This is a genomic window from Lacibacter luteus (genome assembly GCF_004118265.1).
Classification (GTDB): domain Bacteria; phylum Bacteroidota; class Bacteroidia; order Chitinophagales; family Chitinophagaceae; genus Lacibacter; species Lacibacter luteus.
Map to the genome: position 1 here is coordinate 1,217,754 of NZ_SDHW01000001.1, position 13,341 is coordinate 1,231,094.

General features: G+C 40.0%; 16 protein-coding genes and 1 tRNA gene. 7 read left to right on the forward strand and 10 right to left on the reverse strand.

Features of this window, described 5'->3' with window-relative positions; all coding sequences use genetic code 11:
* Positions 1 to 72: 72 nt before the first annotated feature.
* Together ESA94_RS04610 and ESA94_RS04615 are read left to right on the forward strand one after the other, a co-directional pair.
* Positions 73 to 489, forward strand: coding sequence for a YciI family protein (locus tag ESA94_RS04610; RefSeq protein WP_129129669.1), 417 nt, complete (start codon positions 73 to 75; stop codon positions 487 to 489).
* 5 nt (positions 490 to 494) lie between these two features.
* On the forward strand, positions 495 to 1,160 hold the full coding sequence (locus ESA94_RS04615) for an SGNH/GDSL hydrolase family protein (protein ID WP_129129670.1): 666 nt from the start codon (positions 495 to 497) through the stop codon (positions 1,158 to 1,160).
* A gap of 1 nt (position 1,161) precedes the next feature.
* Here ESA94_RS04615 and ESA94_RS04620 read toward each other — a convergent pair whose 3' ends face one another.
* From ESA94_RS04620 to ESA94_RS04650, 7 genes are all read right to left on the reverse strand, one after another.
* Positions 1,162 to 1,695, reverse strand: coding sequence for a thioredoxin family protein (locus ESA94_RS04620; protein ID WP_129129671.1), 534 nt, complete (start codon positions 1,693 to 1,695; stop codon positions 1,162 to 1,164).
* Between the two features lie 86 nt (positions 1,696 to 1,781).
* Positions 1,782 to 2,657 (reverse strand): orotidine-5'-phosphate decarboxylase, encoded by an 876-nt coding sequence (pyrF, locus tag ESA94_RS04625; RefSeq protein WP_129129672.1) that lies wholly within the window; start codon positions 2,655 to 2,657, stop codon positions 1,782 to 1,784.
* 119 nt (positions 2,658 to 2,776) lie between these two features.
* Entirely contained in the window at positions 2,777 to 4,054 is a 1,278-nt protein-coding gene (kynU, locus tag ESA94_RS04630) for a kynureninase (protein ID WP_129129673.1), read from the reverse strand.
* A gap of 45 nt (positions 4,055 to 4,099) precedes the next feature.
* Positions 4,100 to 4,966, reverse strand: coding sequence for a glycerophosphodiester phosphodiesterase family protein (locus tag ESA94_RS04635; RefSeq protein WP_129129674.1), 867 nt, complete (start codon positions 4,964 to 4,966; stop codon positions 4,100 to 4,102).
* Positions 4,967 to 5,037: 71 nt separating this feature from the next.
* The gene (locus tag ESA94_RS04640) at positions 5,038 to 5,670 is read right to left on the reverse strand and encodes an FMN-binding negative transcriptional regulator (protein WP_129129675.1); all 633 of its coding nucleotides are present in this window, start codon (positions 5,668 to 5,670) and stop codon (positions 5,038 to 5,040) included.
* Between the two features lie 99 nt (positions 5,671 to 5,769).
* Positions 5,770 to 6,021: a GlsB/YeaQ/YmgE family stress response membrane protein gene (locus ESA94_RS04645; protein ID WP_129129676.1), complete on the reverse strand. Its 252-nt coding sequence runs from the start codon at positions 6,019 to 6,021 to the stop codon at positions 5,770 to 5,772.
* Between the two features lie 111 nt (positions 6,022 to 6,132).
* Positions 6,133 to 7,227 (reverse strand): Mrp/NBP35 family ATP-binding protein, encoded by a 1,095-nt coding sequence (locus tag ESA94_RS04650; protein ID WP_129129677.1) that lies wholly within the window; start codon positions 7,225 to 7,227, stop codon positions 6,133 to 6,135.
* A gap of 103 nt (positions 7,228 to 7,330) precedes the next feature.
* Between ESA94_RS04650 and ESA94_RS04655 the strand changes: the two genes are divergently transcribed.
* Together ESA94_RS04655 and ESA94_RS04660 are read left to right on the forward strand one after the other, a co-directional pair.
* Complete coding sequence (locus ESA94_RS04655) at positions 7,331 to 7,972, forward strand: carboxypeptidase-like regulatory domain-containing protein (RefSeq protein WP_129129678.1); 642 nt, start codon at positions 7,331 to 7,333, stop codon at positions 7,970 to 7,972.
* Between the two features lie 156 nt (positions 7,973 to 8,128).
* Positions 8,129 to 9,019: a 3-hydroxyacyl-CoA dehydrogenase family protein gene (locus tag ESA94_RS04660; RefSeq protein WP_129129679.1), complete on the forward strand. Its 891-nt coding sequence runs from the start codon at positions 8,129 to 8,131 to the stop codon at positions 9,017 to 9,019.
* Between the two features lie 64 nt (positions 9,020 to 9,083).
* Here the strand turns inward: ESA94_RS04660 and ESA94_RS04665 are convergent, their stop codons facing one another.
* Positions 9,084 to 9,491, reverse strand: coding sequence for a hypothetical protein (locus ESA94_RS04665; protein ID WP_129129680.1), 408 nt, complete (start codon positions 9,489 to 9,491; stop codon positions 9,084 to 9,086).
* A gap of 75 nt (positions 9,492 to 9,566) precedes the next feature.
* Here ESA94_RS04665 and ESA94_RS04670 point away from each other — a divergent pair, with 75 nt between their 5' ends.
* The 3 genes from ESA94_RS04670 (at position 9,567) to ESA94_RS04680 (ending at position 12,022) form a co-directional block, all read left to right on the forward strand.
* Positions 9,567 to 9,806, forward strand: coding sequence for a hypothetical protein (locus ESA94_RS04670; RefSeq protein WP_129129681.1), 240 nt, complete (start codon positions 9,567 to 9,569; stop codon positions 9,804 to 9,806).
* A 152-nt stretch (positions 9,807 to 9,958) separates the two neighbouring features.
* Entirely contained in the window at positions 9,959 to 11,107 is a 1,149-nt protein-coding gene (locus ESA94_RS04675) for a DUF418 domain-containing protein (RefSeq protein WP_129129682.1), read from the forward strand.
* A gap of 99 nt (positions 11,108 to 11,206) precedes the next feature.
* A complete protein-coding gene (locus ESA94_RS04680) occupies positions 11,207 to 12,022 on the forward strand; it encodes a 3-keto-disaccharide hydrolase (RefSeq protein WP_129129683.1) in 816 nt (271 codons plus the stop codon).
* On the opposite strand, the gene ESA94_RS04685 is transcribed toward ESA94_RS04680, so the two are convergent.
* Both ESA94_RS04685 and ESA94_RS04690 read right to left on the reverse strand, forming a co-directional pair.
* Complete coding sequence (locus ESA94_RS04685) at positions 12,019 to 13,026, reverse strand: PAS domain-containing sensor histidine kinase (RefSeq protein WP_129129684.1); 1,008 nt, start codon at positions 13,024 to 13,026, stop codon at positions 12,019 to 12,021. The genes ESA94_RS04680 and ESA94_RS04685 overlap by 4 nt on opposite strands.
* A gap of 232 nt (positions 13,027 to 13,258) precedes the next feature.
* Positions 13,259 to 13,333, reverse strand: a tRNA-Val gene (locus ESA94_RS04690).
* Positions 13,334 to 13,341: the final 8 nt, after the last annotated feature.

The window sequence follows — 13,341 nt, forward strand, 5'->3', positions numbered from 1 at the left end:
AAAAGTTAACAAATGTACGTGTGGGCATCCACACAAAAAAGTTGTACTTTTTGGTCATCTAAACCCCTTTGTATGAGGCCAGTTATTCTTTTTGTGTTGCTGTTTATCACTTCAGCAACATATGCACAACAAAACACAGAAAAGCCAAAAGATAAAATACAACCTTACTGGTTTGTGATGTTACTGAAAGGTGCTAACCGTTCGCAGGATTCTGCAACAGCTGCTAAAATACAGGAAGGCCACATGGCGAATATGGCACGACTGCATAAAGAAGGAAAACTAAAAGTAGCCGGACCGTTTGGTGATGGTGGCGACTGGGTTGGACTGTTCATCTTTGATGCATCGGCACCGGGCTGTAAAACGAAAGAAGAAATTGAAGCGTTGGTAAAAACCGATCCTGCTGTTATTGCCGGACGATTAACGTATGATATTCGTACGTGGTGGACAATGGGCAGCGGCAGTTTTAAAACAGGTATTCCTGAAAATTAATGACGATGAAAACTTACCTTTCAATTTTTATCTGCATATTGATGATGAGTATGGCATCTGCACAAACAAAACCACTTACCTATTTAGCTTTAGGCGATTCGTATACGATTGGTGAAAGTGTTGCTTTAGAAAAAAACTTTCCGCACCAGGTGGTTGAATTGTTACGAAAAGAAAAGATCAACATTGACGATCCTGCAATTATTGCCAAAACAGGATGGACCACTGATGAATTGCAGGAACAATTAAGCCGGGTACGCTTAGCAGTACCGTTTGATTTTGTTACGCTGCTGATTGGTGTAAACAACCAATATCGTGGACGCAGCGAAAAAGAATATGCACAACAGTTTGAAGAATTACTGCAACAGGCAATAGGTTATGCTGGTGACAAAACAGATCGTGTAATTGTGCTGAGTATTCCCGATTGGGGAGTAACGCCTTTTGCAAAAGACAGAGATAAAAAGAAAATTGCAAAAGAGATCGACGCATTCAATGCCATCAATGAAAAAATAGCGAAGAAGTACAAGGTTCACTACATTAACATTACTGCGTTTACAAGAGAAGCTGCAACTGATAAAACATTGGTTGCGGAAGATGGGTTGCATCCTTCAGCAAAAGATTATGCACGTTGGGCAAAGCTTGTTGCAGATGTTATACTGAAACTTGCAAAATAAATCAGGATTGATTTTTTCTGAAACGTTCAGCAATAATCGTCAGTTCTTCTTTTTTAAGATTTGTTGTTTGTTGAAGTATTGAAATAAACGCAGCTACCTCTTCTTCACTTGCCGGGCAACCGATATTTTCACCTGCTTCTTCTTTCGATATGCCAGGTTTACGCATATAACTGTCTGCAAGTAATTTTTGATCGGCATCGAGTATAAGCCAGAAAGGAAGACCGGCTGTTTCACCTTTGTATTTTTTCTTAACCGCATCTGCACCGGGTGTTTCAAGATGCTTTTTATCTGCCGACTCATCTACTGTGAGATGTACCGTTATAAAATTATCATCAAAGTACTTTTTACAAACCGGATCACTCATTGAAATATCCATCTTCTTACACCAGCCACACCAGCTTGCATGAAAAAGAACAATCACTTTTTTGTTCTCTGCTTTTGCTTTTGCAGATGCCTCTTTTAAAATAGTTTCAGCAGATTGAGCGAATGCATTGTTAACAGAAATCAACAGCAGTAAAGGAAGAATGTATTTCATACGTTGTATTTGCAAACAAGATAACAACAGAAATATTATCTGCAAACCGACAAATAGAGATGAATGATATTTTAACAAGATTTAAATCAGCCGAGATAACTCTTCATCTCAAACTGGTATTGCTCTGCAATGGCTTTTGCTTCTGTTGCAAAATCTTCTTTGCCTGATGCGTAGATAACTGCACGGCTTGCGTTAACTAATAAACCTACATCACTCCGACCTGAAGGTACGGAGCCATTCACTGAAGGTTCGGGGCCAGTTACCATTGCTTTTTCCGAAATATCTTTTAAGCTGCCGCCTTGTGCACCAACACCGGGCACCAGTAAAAAATGATCGGGAATAATACTGCGGATATTTAAAAATTCTTCAGGTTGTGTAGCACCAACAACAAACATCAGGTTATCGGGCGTGCCCCATTTTGCTACTGAACGTAAAACACGTTCATACAAAAATTCTGCACGAAGATGTGCTTCACCATTATCGCTTACCAATTGTTTCAATTCAAAATCGTTTGCGCCTTTGTTTGATGTTAATCCAAGTACAATGGCCCATTTACCTTCATATTCTAAGAACGGACGTACACTGTCTTCACCCATATAAGGTGCCACAGTAACGGCATCAAAATTCATGGCTTCAAAAAAAGCACGGGCATATTGTGTAGAGGTGTTACCGATATCGCCACGCTTGGCATCAGCAATTTTAAAATGTGTATCAGGAATATAATTCACCGTGCGTTCCATTGCCTCCCAGCCCTTCAAACCCATTGCTTCGTAAAACGCAGTATTGATCTTGTAACTAACACAATGCGGCAACGTAGCATCAATGATGGCTTTATTAAATTCGAAAATGGCATCAGGATGTGATTGCAAATGTTTGGGAATTTTTGTTAGATCAGTATCTAACCCCACACATAAATACGATTGCTTCTGATGGATCTGTTCTACGAGTTGCTGCCTTGTCATGCGGCGAAGATAAAGAAAGTCGGAAGTCTGTAGTCGGAAAGTCCGGAAGAATCACTCTGCAAAACGCTGAGAATAATGCTTTCTGACTTCCCGTCTTTCGGACTTACGGTCTATCTGTCTTACCGACTTACAATCTTCTTCAACTGCTCCCCAAACTTCCACACCTCTTCAAATGTATTATACAAAGGAACAGGTGCTAAACGGATCACCGAAGGCTCACGCCAGTCAACAAAATAACCGGCTTCCATTAAAGCAGTATAAATTTCCTTGCCCCGCTGCAGCATATTCATGCTTACCTGGCAACCATGCTCAGCTTCGTTTCGTGGAGTGATAAATTCAATGATAGGGCTGGCTTGTGTCTTGTTTACCTCATCAAGTATATACCAGAAATAAGCTGTTAACTGCTTACGTTTTGCATTGATGTTACTCCAACCAGCTTCTTCAACTATTTCTAACGATGCAAGTAAAGATGCATACAACAACAACGGCGGTGTACCTAACTGCCAGCCTTCTGCTGTTTGGATTGGTTTGAACCCTTTCTCCATTTGAAAACGAGTTGCTTTTTCATAACCCCACCAGCCTGCAAAACGTTGCATCGATGCATCTTTATGATAACGTTCGTGCACATAAGCTGCAGCAATAGCACCGGGACCGCCATTCAAATATTTGTAATTACACCAGCAGGCGAAATCAACATTCCAGTTATGCAATTGTATTTCAATATTACCGGCCGCATGCGCCAAGTCGAAACCAACTTTAGCGCCGGCCTGTTGTGCCAGCTTGGTAATGGTTTGCATATCGAACACTTGCCCGCTGTAGTAATTGATACCGGCAAATAAAACCAATGCCAGTTCATCACGCAGCTCAACGATCTTTTGCAGAATATCTTCGTTGCGGATAGTATGCTCACCGGGACGTGGAGCGATTTCTACAACCGCATCAGCAGGATCGTATCCATGATTCCGCACATGTGTTTCCATCATATACTGATCGCTGGGAAAAGCTTTTGCTTCGCAAAGAATTTTACAACGTTTTCCCTGCGGACGATAAAAACTTACCAGCATCAAATGCAGGTTCACACTCAGGCTGTTCATCACCGTTACTTCGTGTGGTAAGCAACCAACGATCTTACTTAACGGACCTGTTAACCGATCGTGATAATCCATCCACGGTTGTTCGGCATGAAAGAAGGATTCCACTCCTTGCTTTGCCCAATCGTGTAATATTGTTTGCAGTTTTTCTTTTGTGCGTTTTGGCTGAAGACCCAGTGAGTTTCCAAGAAAATACTGTTTGGCAGTTCCATTCTCAGCCGGAATAATAAATTCATTACGAAAGTTTTTTAATGCATCCTGTGCATCGAGTTGTTGTGCAAATGCAAGCGTTGGTTGAAAGTTCATATTATTTGTTCTTGTCCGGCGAAAATGCCAAATGGGGTAAATGAGTTAAAATAAATCCGGGTAATCGCTGATGATGCCATCAACACCCAGCTTCTTCAATTGTTCTATTTCTTCTTTCGTATTCACTGTCCATGGAATGACTTTGATGTTTTTTTCATGACAGTATTTGATCAGTTCAACATTTACCAATGAATAATGCGGACTGTAAATTGTTGGCATAAATCCCAACGCTTCAATCTGTATTTCAATGCCACGTTTATCATCATCTTCAATTAACATAGCTGTTTTGATGTTGGGATAATGCTGATGCAAATATTGTAGTGTACGAAAATCGAACGACTGGATAATAACCCACTGTTCCATTTTCTTTTCTTTGATCACTGTCATTAACAGTTCAACAAACTCTTGAGGCTTGGGATGAAAGATGCCATCTGTTGCAGGAAGGCATTTGGTTTCGATGTTGAAAAATGGTTGAGGACGTTTATGCGATTGCATGTAAACAGCAATACTGTCAAACAGATCACGGAGCAATGGTTTATTCGCAGCGATTTTTTTCTGCTGCGGAAAACGGGGATGAGGCTTTAGTCCCACATCAAATCGTTTCATTTCTTCATAAGTCATTTGAAAAACATTGAATGACTTTTCATTTGCATCTGTTATTGCAGGATTTGCGTAAGTGCCGTACGTAATGGTACTTATTTCATGATTAAAGAACGGCTCATGCGAAAGCAGCACCTGTTTATCTTTTGTAATAACCACATCCAGCTCAAGTGTTGTTACATTTAAATCCAATGCATGAAGCATTGCCGGGATCGTATTCTCCGGCATCAACCCACGGCAACCACGATGGCCTTGTTTATCGAAAGTTGTTTGCATATTTAATGTGTCGTATGCGTAATCTAATGGGTTCATCCATGTACAAGTAAACGGCTTCACGGATGAACAAGAAACGAAAAACAATAAACCAAAAACAAGGATTGCTCTCATTTTCCAAACACTTTATCTTTTCGTTCTTCCATCGTCTTTGCCACTTCAGCTGCTTCTCTTCCCTCTTCTTTTAAACGATTAATAATACGGTCGTAACTTTTTGCATCTCTGTTCTGGCTAAGCTTAAACACATGATCAACAGATGCAACTTCTATTTCAAACCCAACAATTGCTTTCAGCATTTTCGCAGCGTAATCTGCCGGCAGATTATCGTACACAGTAGATGATTGTTGATTTTGTTTTTCGTAGTGCAGAGAAAGTTTACGCAAGGCTGCAATCAATCCTTCTTCATCTAAAAATACCAGCTTACCTCTTACATGTACACTGCTGTAATTCCATGTGCTTACTGTTTGCGGATTTTCGTACCAGGTTGCACTAACATACGCATGTGCTCCGGTAAAAATCACGAGTGCTTCTGCATTTTCTTCAAATACCAATTGATGATCCTGCTTTCGTGTAATATGACCAAGTAAAAACAACTTACCCTCCCGCTCTTCAATCATCAATGGCACCTGTGTTGCAACTGCACGGCCATTACTGTTACCGATGAGCATTGCAAACGGATGTGCTTTCATAAATTCAATTACCTGCTGTTGGTCTTCTTCTTTGAACTGTGCAGAATTGTACATGCGCCAAAGGTAAGGTTCTGCAAAAACAGTAGTATAAAACAATGGTTATAAAAATGGCGGGTTAAAAACCCGCCATCATTTTATCAGTAACCACAATGTCTATTTCGCACTTCTGAATATCAGGTTAATGATCGCCAATATAATAATGGCTCCCAACGCACCTGTAAGTATAGCACCGATCCATCCGGCACCAAAGCTTACTCCGAGTTTTCCCAATACCCAATAGCCTACAATACTCCCGAGAATACCTACCACAATGTTTCCAAGTAAACCCAGCCCATGACCTTTAAATATTTGTGCTCCAAGCCAACCGGCAACTGCACCTATCAGCAGTGTGACAATAATTTCCATACAATGTGTTTTAAATTGATTGAATAAAATCCTGTCAGCAACTGGTATAAAATTATCGTGCCAAAAAAAATGGCGGGTTAAAACCCGCCATTAAAAATGTATAACTGCTGCTTACGAAACAATTTCCAATGTTTGTGTTACAGGCAGTTCGGCATTACGCATTGCAATGCTGCGTACTGCTGCTGCAGTAAATTCTTCAAACGCTTTTTTGGTAATTGCTTCATCGGTTGCCATAACAGGTTTGCCGTTATCGCCACCTTCACGAATGCTTTGTACAATCGGAATTTGTCCGAGGAAATTCATATCAAACTCATCGGCCAAACGCTTGCCGCCATCTTTACCAAAAATATAATACTTGTTGTTCGGCAACTCTGCAGGTGTGAAATACGCCATGTTTTCAACCAAACCAATGATAGGTACTTTTATCTGCGCCTGGCCAAACATTGCAACCGCTTTCTTCGCATCGGCCAATGCAATGTCCTGCGGTGTGGTTACAACAATTGCACCTGTTACCGGCACTGTTTGCACCAATGTTAAATGAATATCGCCGGTGCCCGGAGGCATATCAATTACAAGGTAATCCAACTCTTCCCAAAGCACATCTGTTACAAATTGGCGAATAGCGCTGCTGGCCATCGGGCCACGCCAAACAATCGCATCTTTTTCATTCACCAGCAAACCAATGCTCATAAACTTAATGCCGTATTTCTCCATCGGCACAATCATGGCTTTGCCGTTTATTTCAGTCATTTTCGGACGCTCACCACGTACGCCAAACATAATGGGTACGCTTGGTCCGTAAATATCAGCATCCATCAACCCTACTTTTGCACCACCTTGTGCAAGTGCCAGTGCAAGGTTTGCACTTACCGTGCTTTTACCTACGCCACCTTTACCACTTACAACAGCAATAATATTTTTCACGTTGGGCAGTACCGATTTGGGATCTTTCCTGTTACTGCTGGTGTTAGAGGTAAAATTCACGATCACCACCGCATCTTTATTCACCAATAATTCAATTGCATTGGTAGCTGCACGCCCCATCATATCCTTCATAGGACAGGCCGGCGTGGTTAATACAATCGTAAAAGACACTTTATTGCCATCAATTTCAATATCCTTGATCATATTTAATGTAACGAGGTCTTTGCCAAGGTCGGGTTCCTGTACATTACTCAATGCCTGCAGCACTTGTTCCTTTGTCATGTGTAGTAGTATTTGTTAAAAAAGTGGATCGAAGGGCAAAATTAACCATAGTTCGGTTTCAACAGATGAGGCAAATCATGTTTTCAGCTTATTTTTGAAGCAGATGAAGAAATTTCTACTCCTTATATTCCTGGCCGGATTGTTTGCCCCAGTTGCTGTAAAAGCACAATTTGAATCGTTTAAAGATTCTGTTGTTCAATTATATGGTGTGGTGATGACCGCCGACAGTTTACGTGGCCTTCCTGCAGTTACTGTAAAAGTGCGTAACCAAAACCGGGGAACCTTTACCAACGAACAGGGCGTTTTCAGTATTGTTGTGATGAAAGGCGATGTTATCGACTTTACTTATGTTGGATTTAAACCTAAAGAAGTAAAGATTCCTGCAAACATCGAAGGCAACTCTTTTAGCATTATACAGCTGATGGTTGTTGATACGGTTTACCTTCCTGCAACAATTATTAAAGCAAGACCAAGGCGTGAACAGTTTGAACGGGAATTTGTAAATGCAGATGTGCCGGACGATAAAATTGAGATTGCCAGACAAAATACAAAAACAGCTCAATCGAGAATATTGATGCAATCCTTGCCAAGAGATGGCAGTGAAAATTCACGCTATGTACAAAGACAAAGTTCGCAACAACAGTTCTACAGTGGCCAATACCGTCCGCAAAACATTTTTAACCCTGTTGCATGGAACGAATTTATACAGGCCTGGAAACGGGGAGATTTTAAGAATAAAAATTAAAAGTGGAAAGTTCATAACACAAAAAGAATTGCCAACCTTAAAAGGTTGGCAATTCTTTTTGCAGTACAAGGAAAAGCATCAGAGCAACTGGTAATGCCCGTCATTTCTTCAACACAAAGCTTTCCTTATCTTGCAAGAACTTTAAAAAGCATAGAAATGAAACAGATTGCTGTAGTAGGTGCAGGAACCATGGGTAATGGTATTGCACACGTATTTGCCCAAAATGGATTTGCTGTAAAACTGATTGATGTAAACCCCGGCCAATTGGTAAAAGCAAAAGAAACCATTACAAAAAACTTAGACCGTCAGGTTGCAAAAGGAGTCCTGACAGAAGAACAAAAACAAAGTACACTAAAGAACATTACAACCACACACGACTTGCTCGATGGTGTTACGAATGCCGAATTAGTAGTAGAAGCTGCAACAGAAAACATTGAACTGAAACTGGAAATTTTTGAAGAGATCGACAATGCTGCTCCGGCTAACTGTATTCTTGCTACCAACACCTCTTCCATTTCCATTACCAAAATTGCGTCTGTAACAAAACGTCCGGGCATGGTTATTGGCATGCACTTTATGAACCCCGTACCAGTAATGAAGCTGGTGGAAATTATTAATGGCTATGCAACCAAACAGGAAGTAACCGATGCAATTGTGGAACTGAGTAAACAATTAGGCAAAGTGCCGTGTGTTGTGAACGATTACCCCGGCTTTATTGCCAACCGCATTTTAATGCCCATGATCAACGAAGCTATTTGCAGCTTGTACGAAGGTGTTGCAGGTGTGGAAGAAATTGATACGGTAATGAAGTTAGGTATGGCACACCCGATGGGCCCGTTGCAGTTAGCCGATTTTATTGGTCTTGATGTTTGCCTTGCAATTCTGCGTGTATTGCAGGATGGTTTTGGCAATCCGAAATATGCACCTTGTCCTTTATTGGTAAACATGGTTACTGCAGGAAAATTAGGCGTTAAGAGTGGCGAAGGATTTTACAGCTATCTTGCAGGAAGCAAAGAATTGATCGTAAGTAAAAGTTTTAAGAAGTAACCGTATAGTATAAACAAAGAAAGCCCTGCAATTGCAGGGCTTTTCTGTATATATACCTCTTGTGTTAATTCATTTTTGTATACCGAACAGTATAATCTGCCGAGATGTAAAACACAAGCTGATGAAACTTGACTTCAAATTCAGTTCCTTTTTTAATCCATGTAAAACTGCTTGCAGTGTACATACCGCTTGCCGTAGTCATGTAATTCTGAAACGAGAATGAATTGTTTAAAAGTAAATACTCAGCCGATACACGTGCCGGTATGCCAAGCATAGGCGCTGTTGTGCATTTAAAATCCAGTTTATACAAATTGTTTGCTTTCAAAAAAACCAATGTATCTGCTGGCGCATTCCCTGTTGCTCCTGTTTTGAGCCAGGTTCCCAAAAGCAGATCGTTTTCTTTAGCTTGATCTTTAACACAACCTGCAAATGCAATACAAAAGAGCAGGCAGGCTAAAAACAATCGTTTCATTTTTTAACTTTGTAAGGGAAAGTTAGGAACAATTTTCGCTGTTTACAAGTAGTAACTCTGCCTAAACGTTTGAACATGCTGAAGCACACAAACTATATGGTATTACTCTCCAGCCTTTACCTGCTTTTATTTGTACTTCTGATTCAGTTCGGGTTGTGGATCAACGTTATTTATCTGATGTTTTTCTTTTCTCCTGTTGTTGTATTTGCACTGGCATGGAGTATAGTACGCCATGGTAAATACAATGGAAAAGATTTTTCAGAAGATCAGCACTGGGGCTACCAGGACAGACCCGATAAAGCAAAAAATAAATAACCTGGCTGTACACGAAACATAACTCAGGCAAATGCAAAGGCAATAAGTTCAGATAATCTTCGTTTTTGAAAAATCTGAACTGCGGTATACAAACTCCTGTTCATTGCTATTCTTAACTAACTTTTGCAGACTTAAAATCACCACAAAACCTTTTGATAGAATTAAGTCCAGTTTCACAGCAACAGCGCACTCCTGTTGTTGATATACTTAGAGGATGGTCGCTGCTTGGCGTTGTAATCATGAATTATTTAAGTGTTTATGGCTGGAACACGCATGGTAAAGAAATAGCTTCAACTGCAACATCAACTTTTATTGAAAACTTTACCGAACTTCTATTTGGCTCAAAAGGCTGGCCCCTGCTTGCTATATTGTTTGGATATGGCTTTTCTGCATTATTAAAAAACATCAGCAAATACAACGCAGGTAAATATGCTTTTTTCATTACCAGGATGTTTTGGCTTTTTGCTTTTGCATTTATCAATACCTTGTTTTTTGGTGGAGATATATTGAATGACTACGCTTTTATCGGCTTACTACTATTAGCCTTTCATAAATGCTGCAGCCGGCAACTATTTGTAATTGGCATTGCAATTCTGCTTCTTACTCCTCTTCTGCAATCTTATTTGGGAAAACACAAGCTTTTATTCTCTCCTAAAGACAGAGATACTTTTTATTCGCTTTATGAAGAAGGAACATTTGTAGCTTATCTTAAGGCGAACTTACATATGCGATACAAATGGATGCTTCGCTTGAGCTATTTAATTATCTTCCATCTGATACAGTTAGGCTGTTTTCTGATAGGAGCAGCTTTAGAAAGGAGTAATGCTTTTGATACCAATGGATTTCTTTCAAATAAAAAAGTAATTAAAAAAATATTCTGGTTCAGCTTTTTTAATTCTGCTCTTATCTACCTGTTGCAATTCTTTATTGCACGTTACGAGTGGCCATTTAACAAGTATTATAACCTTTATTATCCGCAAGCCCTCGTTGTAATGCTGTTTATATCTATTTCTATAATCTGGCTGCAGAGTACCAGCAAATTCATTTTAATTTTTGAAGCATTTCGTGCTACCGGAAAAATGACTTTAACCAATTACATCTTACAAAATATAATTGCATTTATTGTACTCATTTATTCAAAACCTGGTTGGGGTATTACAGGCTACTTTCTTTTCGGGCTAATTGTTTTTTTATTACAAATGCCCTTAAGTCAATGGTGGTTGAAGAATTACAACTACGGCCCTGCAGAATGGCTTTGGCGTTGTTTAAGCTATAAAAAAAGATTTGCTTTTAAGAAATAAGATAATCCTTGAATCTGGAAAAGCTTCCGGAATTGCGCAATCGTGTTCATTTATTCAATTGCATTCTTTCAACTATCTTCGAAAACAATACATCAACGAATGCGTCGCTATTTACTTTTTACCGTAATTCTTGCAGCAGCAGTCATGTGCAGTTGCCGCTCTGCAAAACAGTCAGATAAATCCAACGAATGGGTTTCACTTTTTAATGGAACAGACATCAACGACTGGTTTGTAAAAATTCATCATCATGATGTGGGTGTGAACTTTGGCAACACTTTTCGAGTGGAAGACAATATGATCAAAGTACGTTACGATCAATATGGCGATTACAATGAACAGTTCGGTCATTTGTATTACAAAACACCTTATTCCTATTATCATCTGAAGCTTGAATATCGTTTTGTTGGGGAGTGGTATAAATCTGCGCCCTCTTATACCTTACGCAACAGCGGAGTTATGTTTCACTCACAGGATCCACACAGCATGCCCAAGGAACAAGATTGGCCGATTTCTGTAGAAATGCAATTCCTCGGCGGACTGAGCGATGGCAAGCCAAGACCAACCGGCAATATGTGTTCGCCCGGAACAGAAGTTGTGCAAAAAGGAACCATCGTTCCATCGCATTGCATTAACTCAACTTCAAAAACCTATGATGGTGAACAATGGGTAAGTGCTGAGCTGATTGTATTAGGCGATTCGCTCATTACACATATCATTAACGGAGATACTGTATTGCAATATTCCAAACCTCAAATCGGTGGTGGTGTAGTTAACCGTTTCGATCCGAAAATAAAACAGGATGGCAAATTATTAAGCAGCGGATTTATTGCTTTGCAAAGCGAAGGACAACCGATTGACTTCAGAAATATTTACATAAAAGATTTATCAGCCAGGTACAATAAAATCAGCCATTAATTCAACGGAAGAGCAACAGAAATTTTTGTTCCGCTTCCTGCTGTGCTGCTTATTTCAAAATCGGCATGAATTGAAGCAGCACGCTCCTGCATTACATTCAAACCGGGAGTATTGGTTTGCTGGTTCACCTGAAATCCTTTTCCATTATCGCTTATCGTAAGAAGGATCATCTTCTCCGTTTCTTCAATCCGGATTATTGCTTCACTTGCTTCTGCGTGGTAAACAATATTGTGCAATGCTTCCTGGCAAATACGAAACAGATCAAGCTGCAAGTCCTTATTGATCTTAATATCCTCCATATCAGCTTCCAACCGAAATGAAATTGAACTGATAACAGAAAACTCATTGCAATGCCAACGCAATGTTTCAACAAGCCCGAGATCCTGCAACATACCGGGGCTGATTGAAAACGATATTCGTTGAATTGTTTTCATCAGCAATTCTGTAATGGCAGTTGCATGTTGAAGTCTTTCGTTGATGAGAGCTGGTAAAATTTCTTCTCTTGCCTTGATCCAGTCGATATCGATTTTTAATACCGCCAGTAATTGCGCCAGCTCTTCGTGCAAGGCAACGGAAAGATATTTTCGATCACGTTCAATATTTCCTTTAAAATGCCCTACCATACTTTTTACACGATTGTATTTAGCTTCTACTTCAAGCTCTGCCAATTTTCGTACGGTAATGTCTTTTGCAATGGCAAAGACTACTTCTTCATCAGGCAAATAAATCGATGTCCATTCGAGCCAAACAACAGTACCTTGTTTTGTAACATACCTGTTCTGGAAGTTAACAAGCGGAACTCCGTTGAGTAATTTCTCCCGTTCAACTTTTGTAGATGCCCTGTCGTCGGAATGCATAAAATCGGCAATCGGGCGTGCAAATAATTCTTCCTGTGTATACCCGAGTTTCTCAACTACGGCTTTGTTTACTTTGCGACAAAAGCCATCTCTTCCTGCTACAAAAACAAGATCGAGGGTAAGTTCAAAGAAAGGTGACAACTCCATACTGTAACGACTACTTCACATACATCTCAACTTACCTGGTTTTATCCCGTAATTGAGTCTGCAAAGTTTACAATGTGATAATGCTATTTTACAAGCATACAAGTTAAGGCCAGAAAAGCAAATAAAAAGCCTGTTTAACTTCTTGTTGAAAGAATTAAGATTTTGCACTTATACCCTCTTACCAAAGAGTGTACAAATAAAAAAAGCCTTCGAAATTTCGAAGGCTTTTTTGTGGAAGCACACGGGCTCGAACCGCGGACCCTCTGCTTGTAAGGCAGATGCTCTGAACCAACTGAGCTATGCTTCCTTGATTGG

What these genes read in the sequence shown, in the direction of transcription:
- ESA94_RS04610 (WP_129129669.1), top strand. Translation starts at nt 73, where the DNA reads ATGAGGCCAGTTATTCTTTTTGTGTTGCTGTTTATCACTTCAGCAACA.
- ESA94_RS04615 (WP_129129670.1), top strand. Translation starts at nt 495, where the DNA reads ATGAAAACTTACCTTTCAATTTTTATCTGCATATTGATGATGAGTATG.
- ESA94_RS04620 (WP_129129671.1), bottom strand. Translation starts at nt 1,695, where the DNA reads ATGAAATACATTCTTCCTTTACTGCTGTTGATTTCTGTTAACAATGCA.
- pyrF (WP_129129672.1), bottom strand. Translation starts at nt 2,657, where the DNA reads ATGACAAGGCAGCAACTCGTAGAACAGATCCATCAGAAGCAATCGTAT.
- kynU (WP_129129673.1), bottom strand. Translation starts at nt 4,054, where the DNA reads ATGAACTTTCAACCAACGCTTGCATTTGCACAACAACTCGATGCACAG.
- ESA94_RS04635 (WP_129129674.1), bottom strand. Translation starts at nt 4,966, where the DNA reads ATGAACCCATTAGATTACGCATACGACACATTAAATATGCAAACAACT.
- ESA94_RS04640 (WP_129129675.1), bottom strand. Translation starts at nt 5,670, where the DNA reads ATGTACAATTCTGCACAGTTCAAAGAAGAAGACCAACAGCAGGTAATT.
- ESA94_RS04645 (WP_129129676.1), bottom strand. Translation starts at nt 6,021, where the DNA reads ATGGAAATTATTGTCACACTGCTGATAGGTGCAGTTGCCGGTTGGCTT.
- ESA94_RS04650 (WP_129129677.1), bottom strand. Translation starts at nt 7,227, where the DNA reads ATGACAAAGGAACAAGTGCTGCAGGCATTGAGTAATGTACAGGAACCC.
- ESA94_RS04655 (WP_129129678.1), top strand. Translation starts at nt 7,331, where the DNA reads ATGAAGAAATTTCTACTCCTTATATTCCTGGCCGGATTGTTTGCCCCA.
- ESA94_RS04660 (WP_129129679.1), top strand. Translation starts at nt 8,129, where the DNA reads ATGAAACAGATTGCTGTAGTAGGTGCAGGAACCATGGGTAATGGTATT.
- ESA94_RS04665 (WP_129129680.1), bottom strand. Translation starts at nt 9,491, where the DNA reads ATGAAACGATTGTTTTTAGCCTGCCTGCTCTTTTGTATTGCATTTGCA.
- ESA94_RS04670 (WP_129129681.1), top strand. Translation starts at nt 9,567, where the DNA reads ATGCTGAAGCACACAAACTATATGGTATTACTCTCCAGCCTTTACCTG.
- ESA94_RS04680 (WP_129129683.1), top strand. Translation starts at nt 11,207, where the DNA reads ATGCGTCGCTATTTACTTTTTACCGTAATTCTTGCAGCAGCAGTCATG.
- ESA94_RS04685 (WP_129129684.1), bottom strand. Translation starts at nt 13,026, where the DNA reads ATGGAGTTGTCACCTTTCTTTGAACTTACCCTCGATCTTGTTTTTGTA.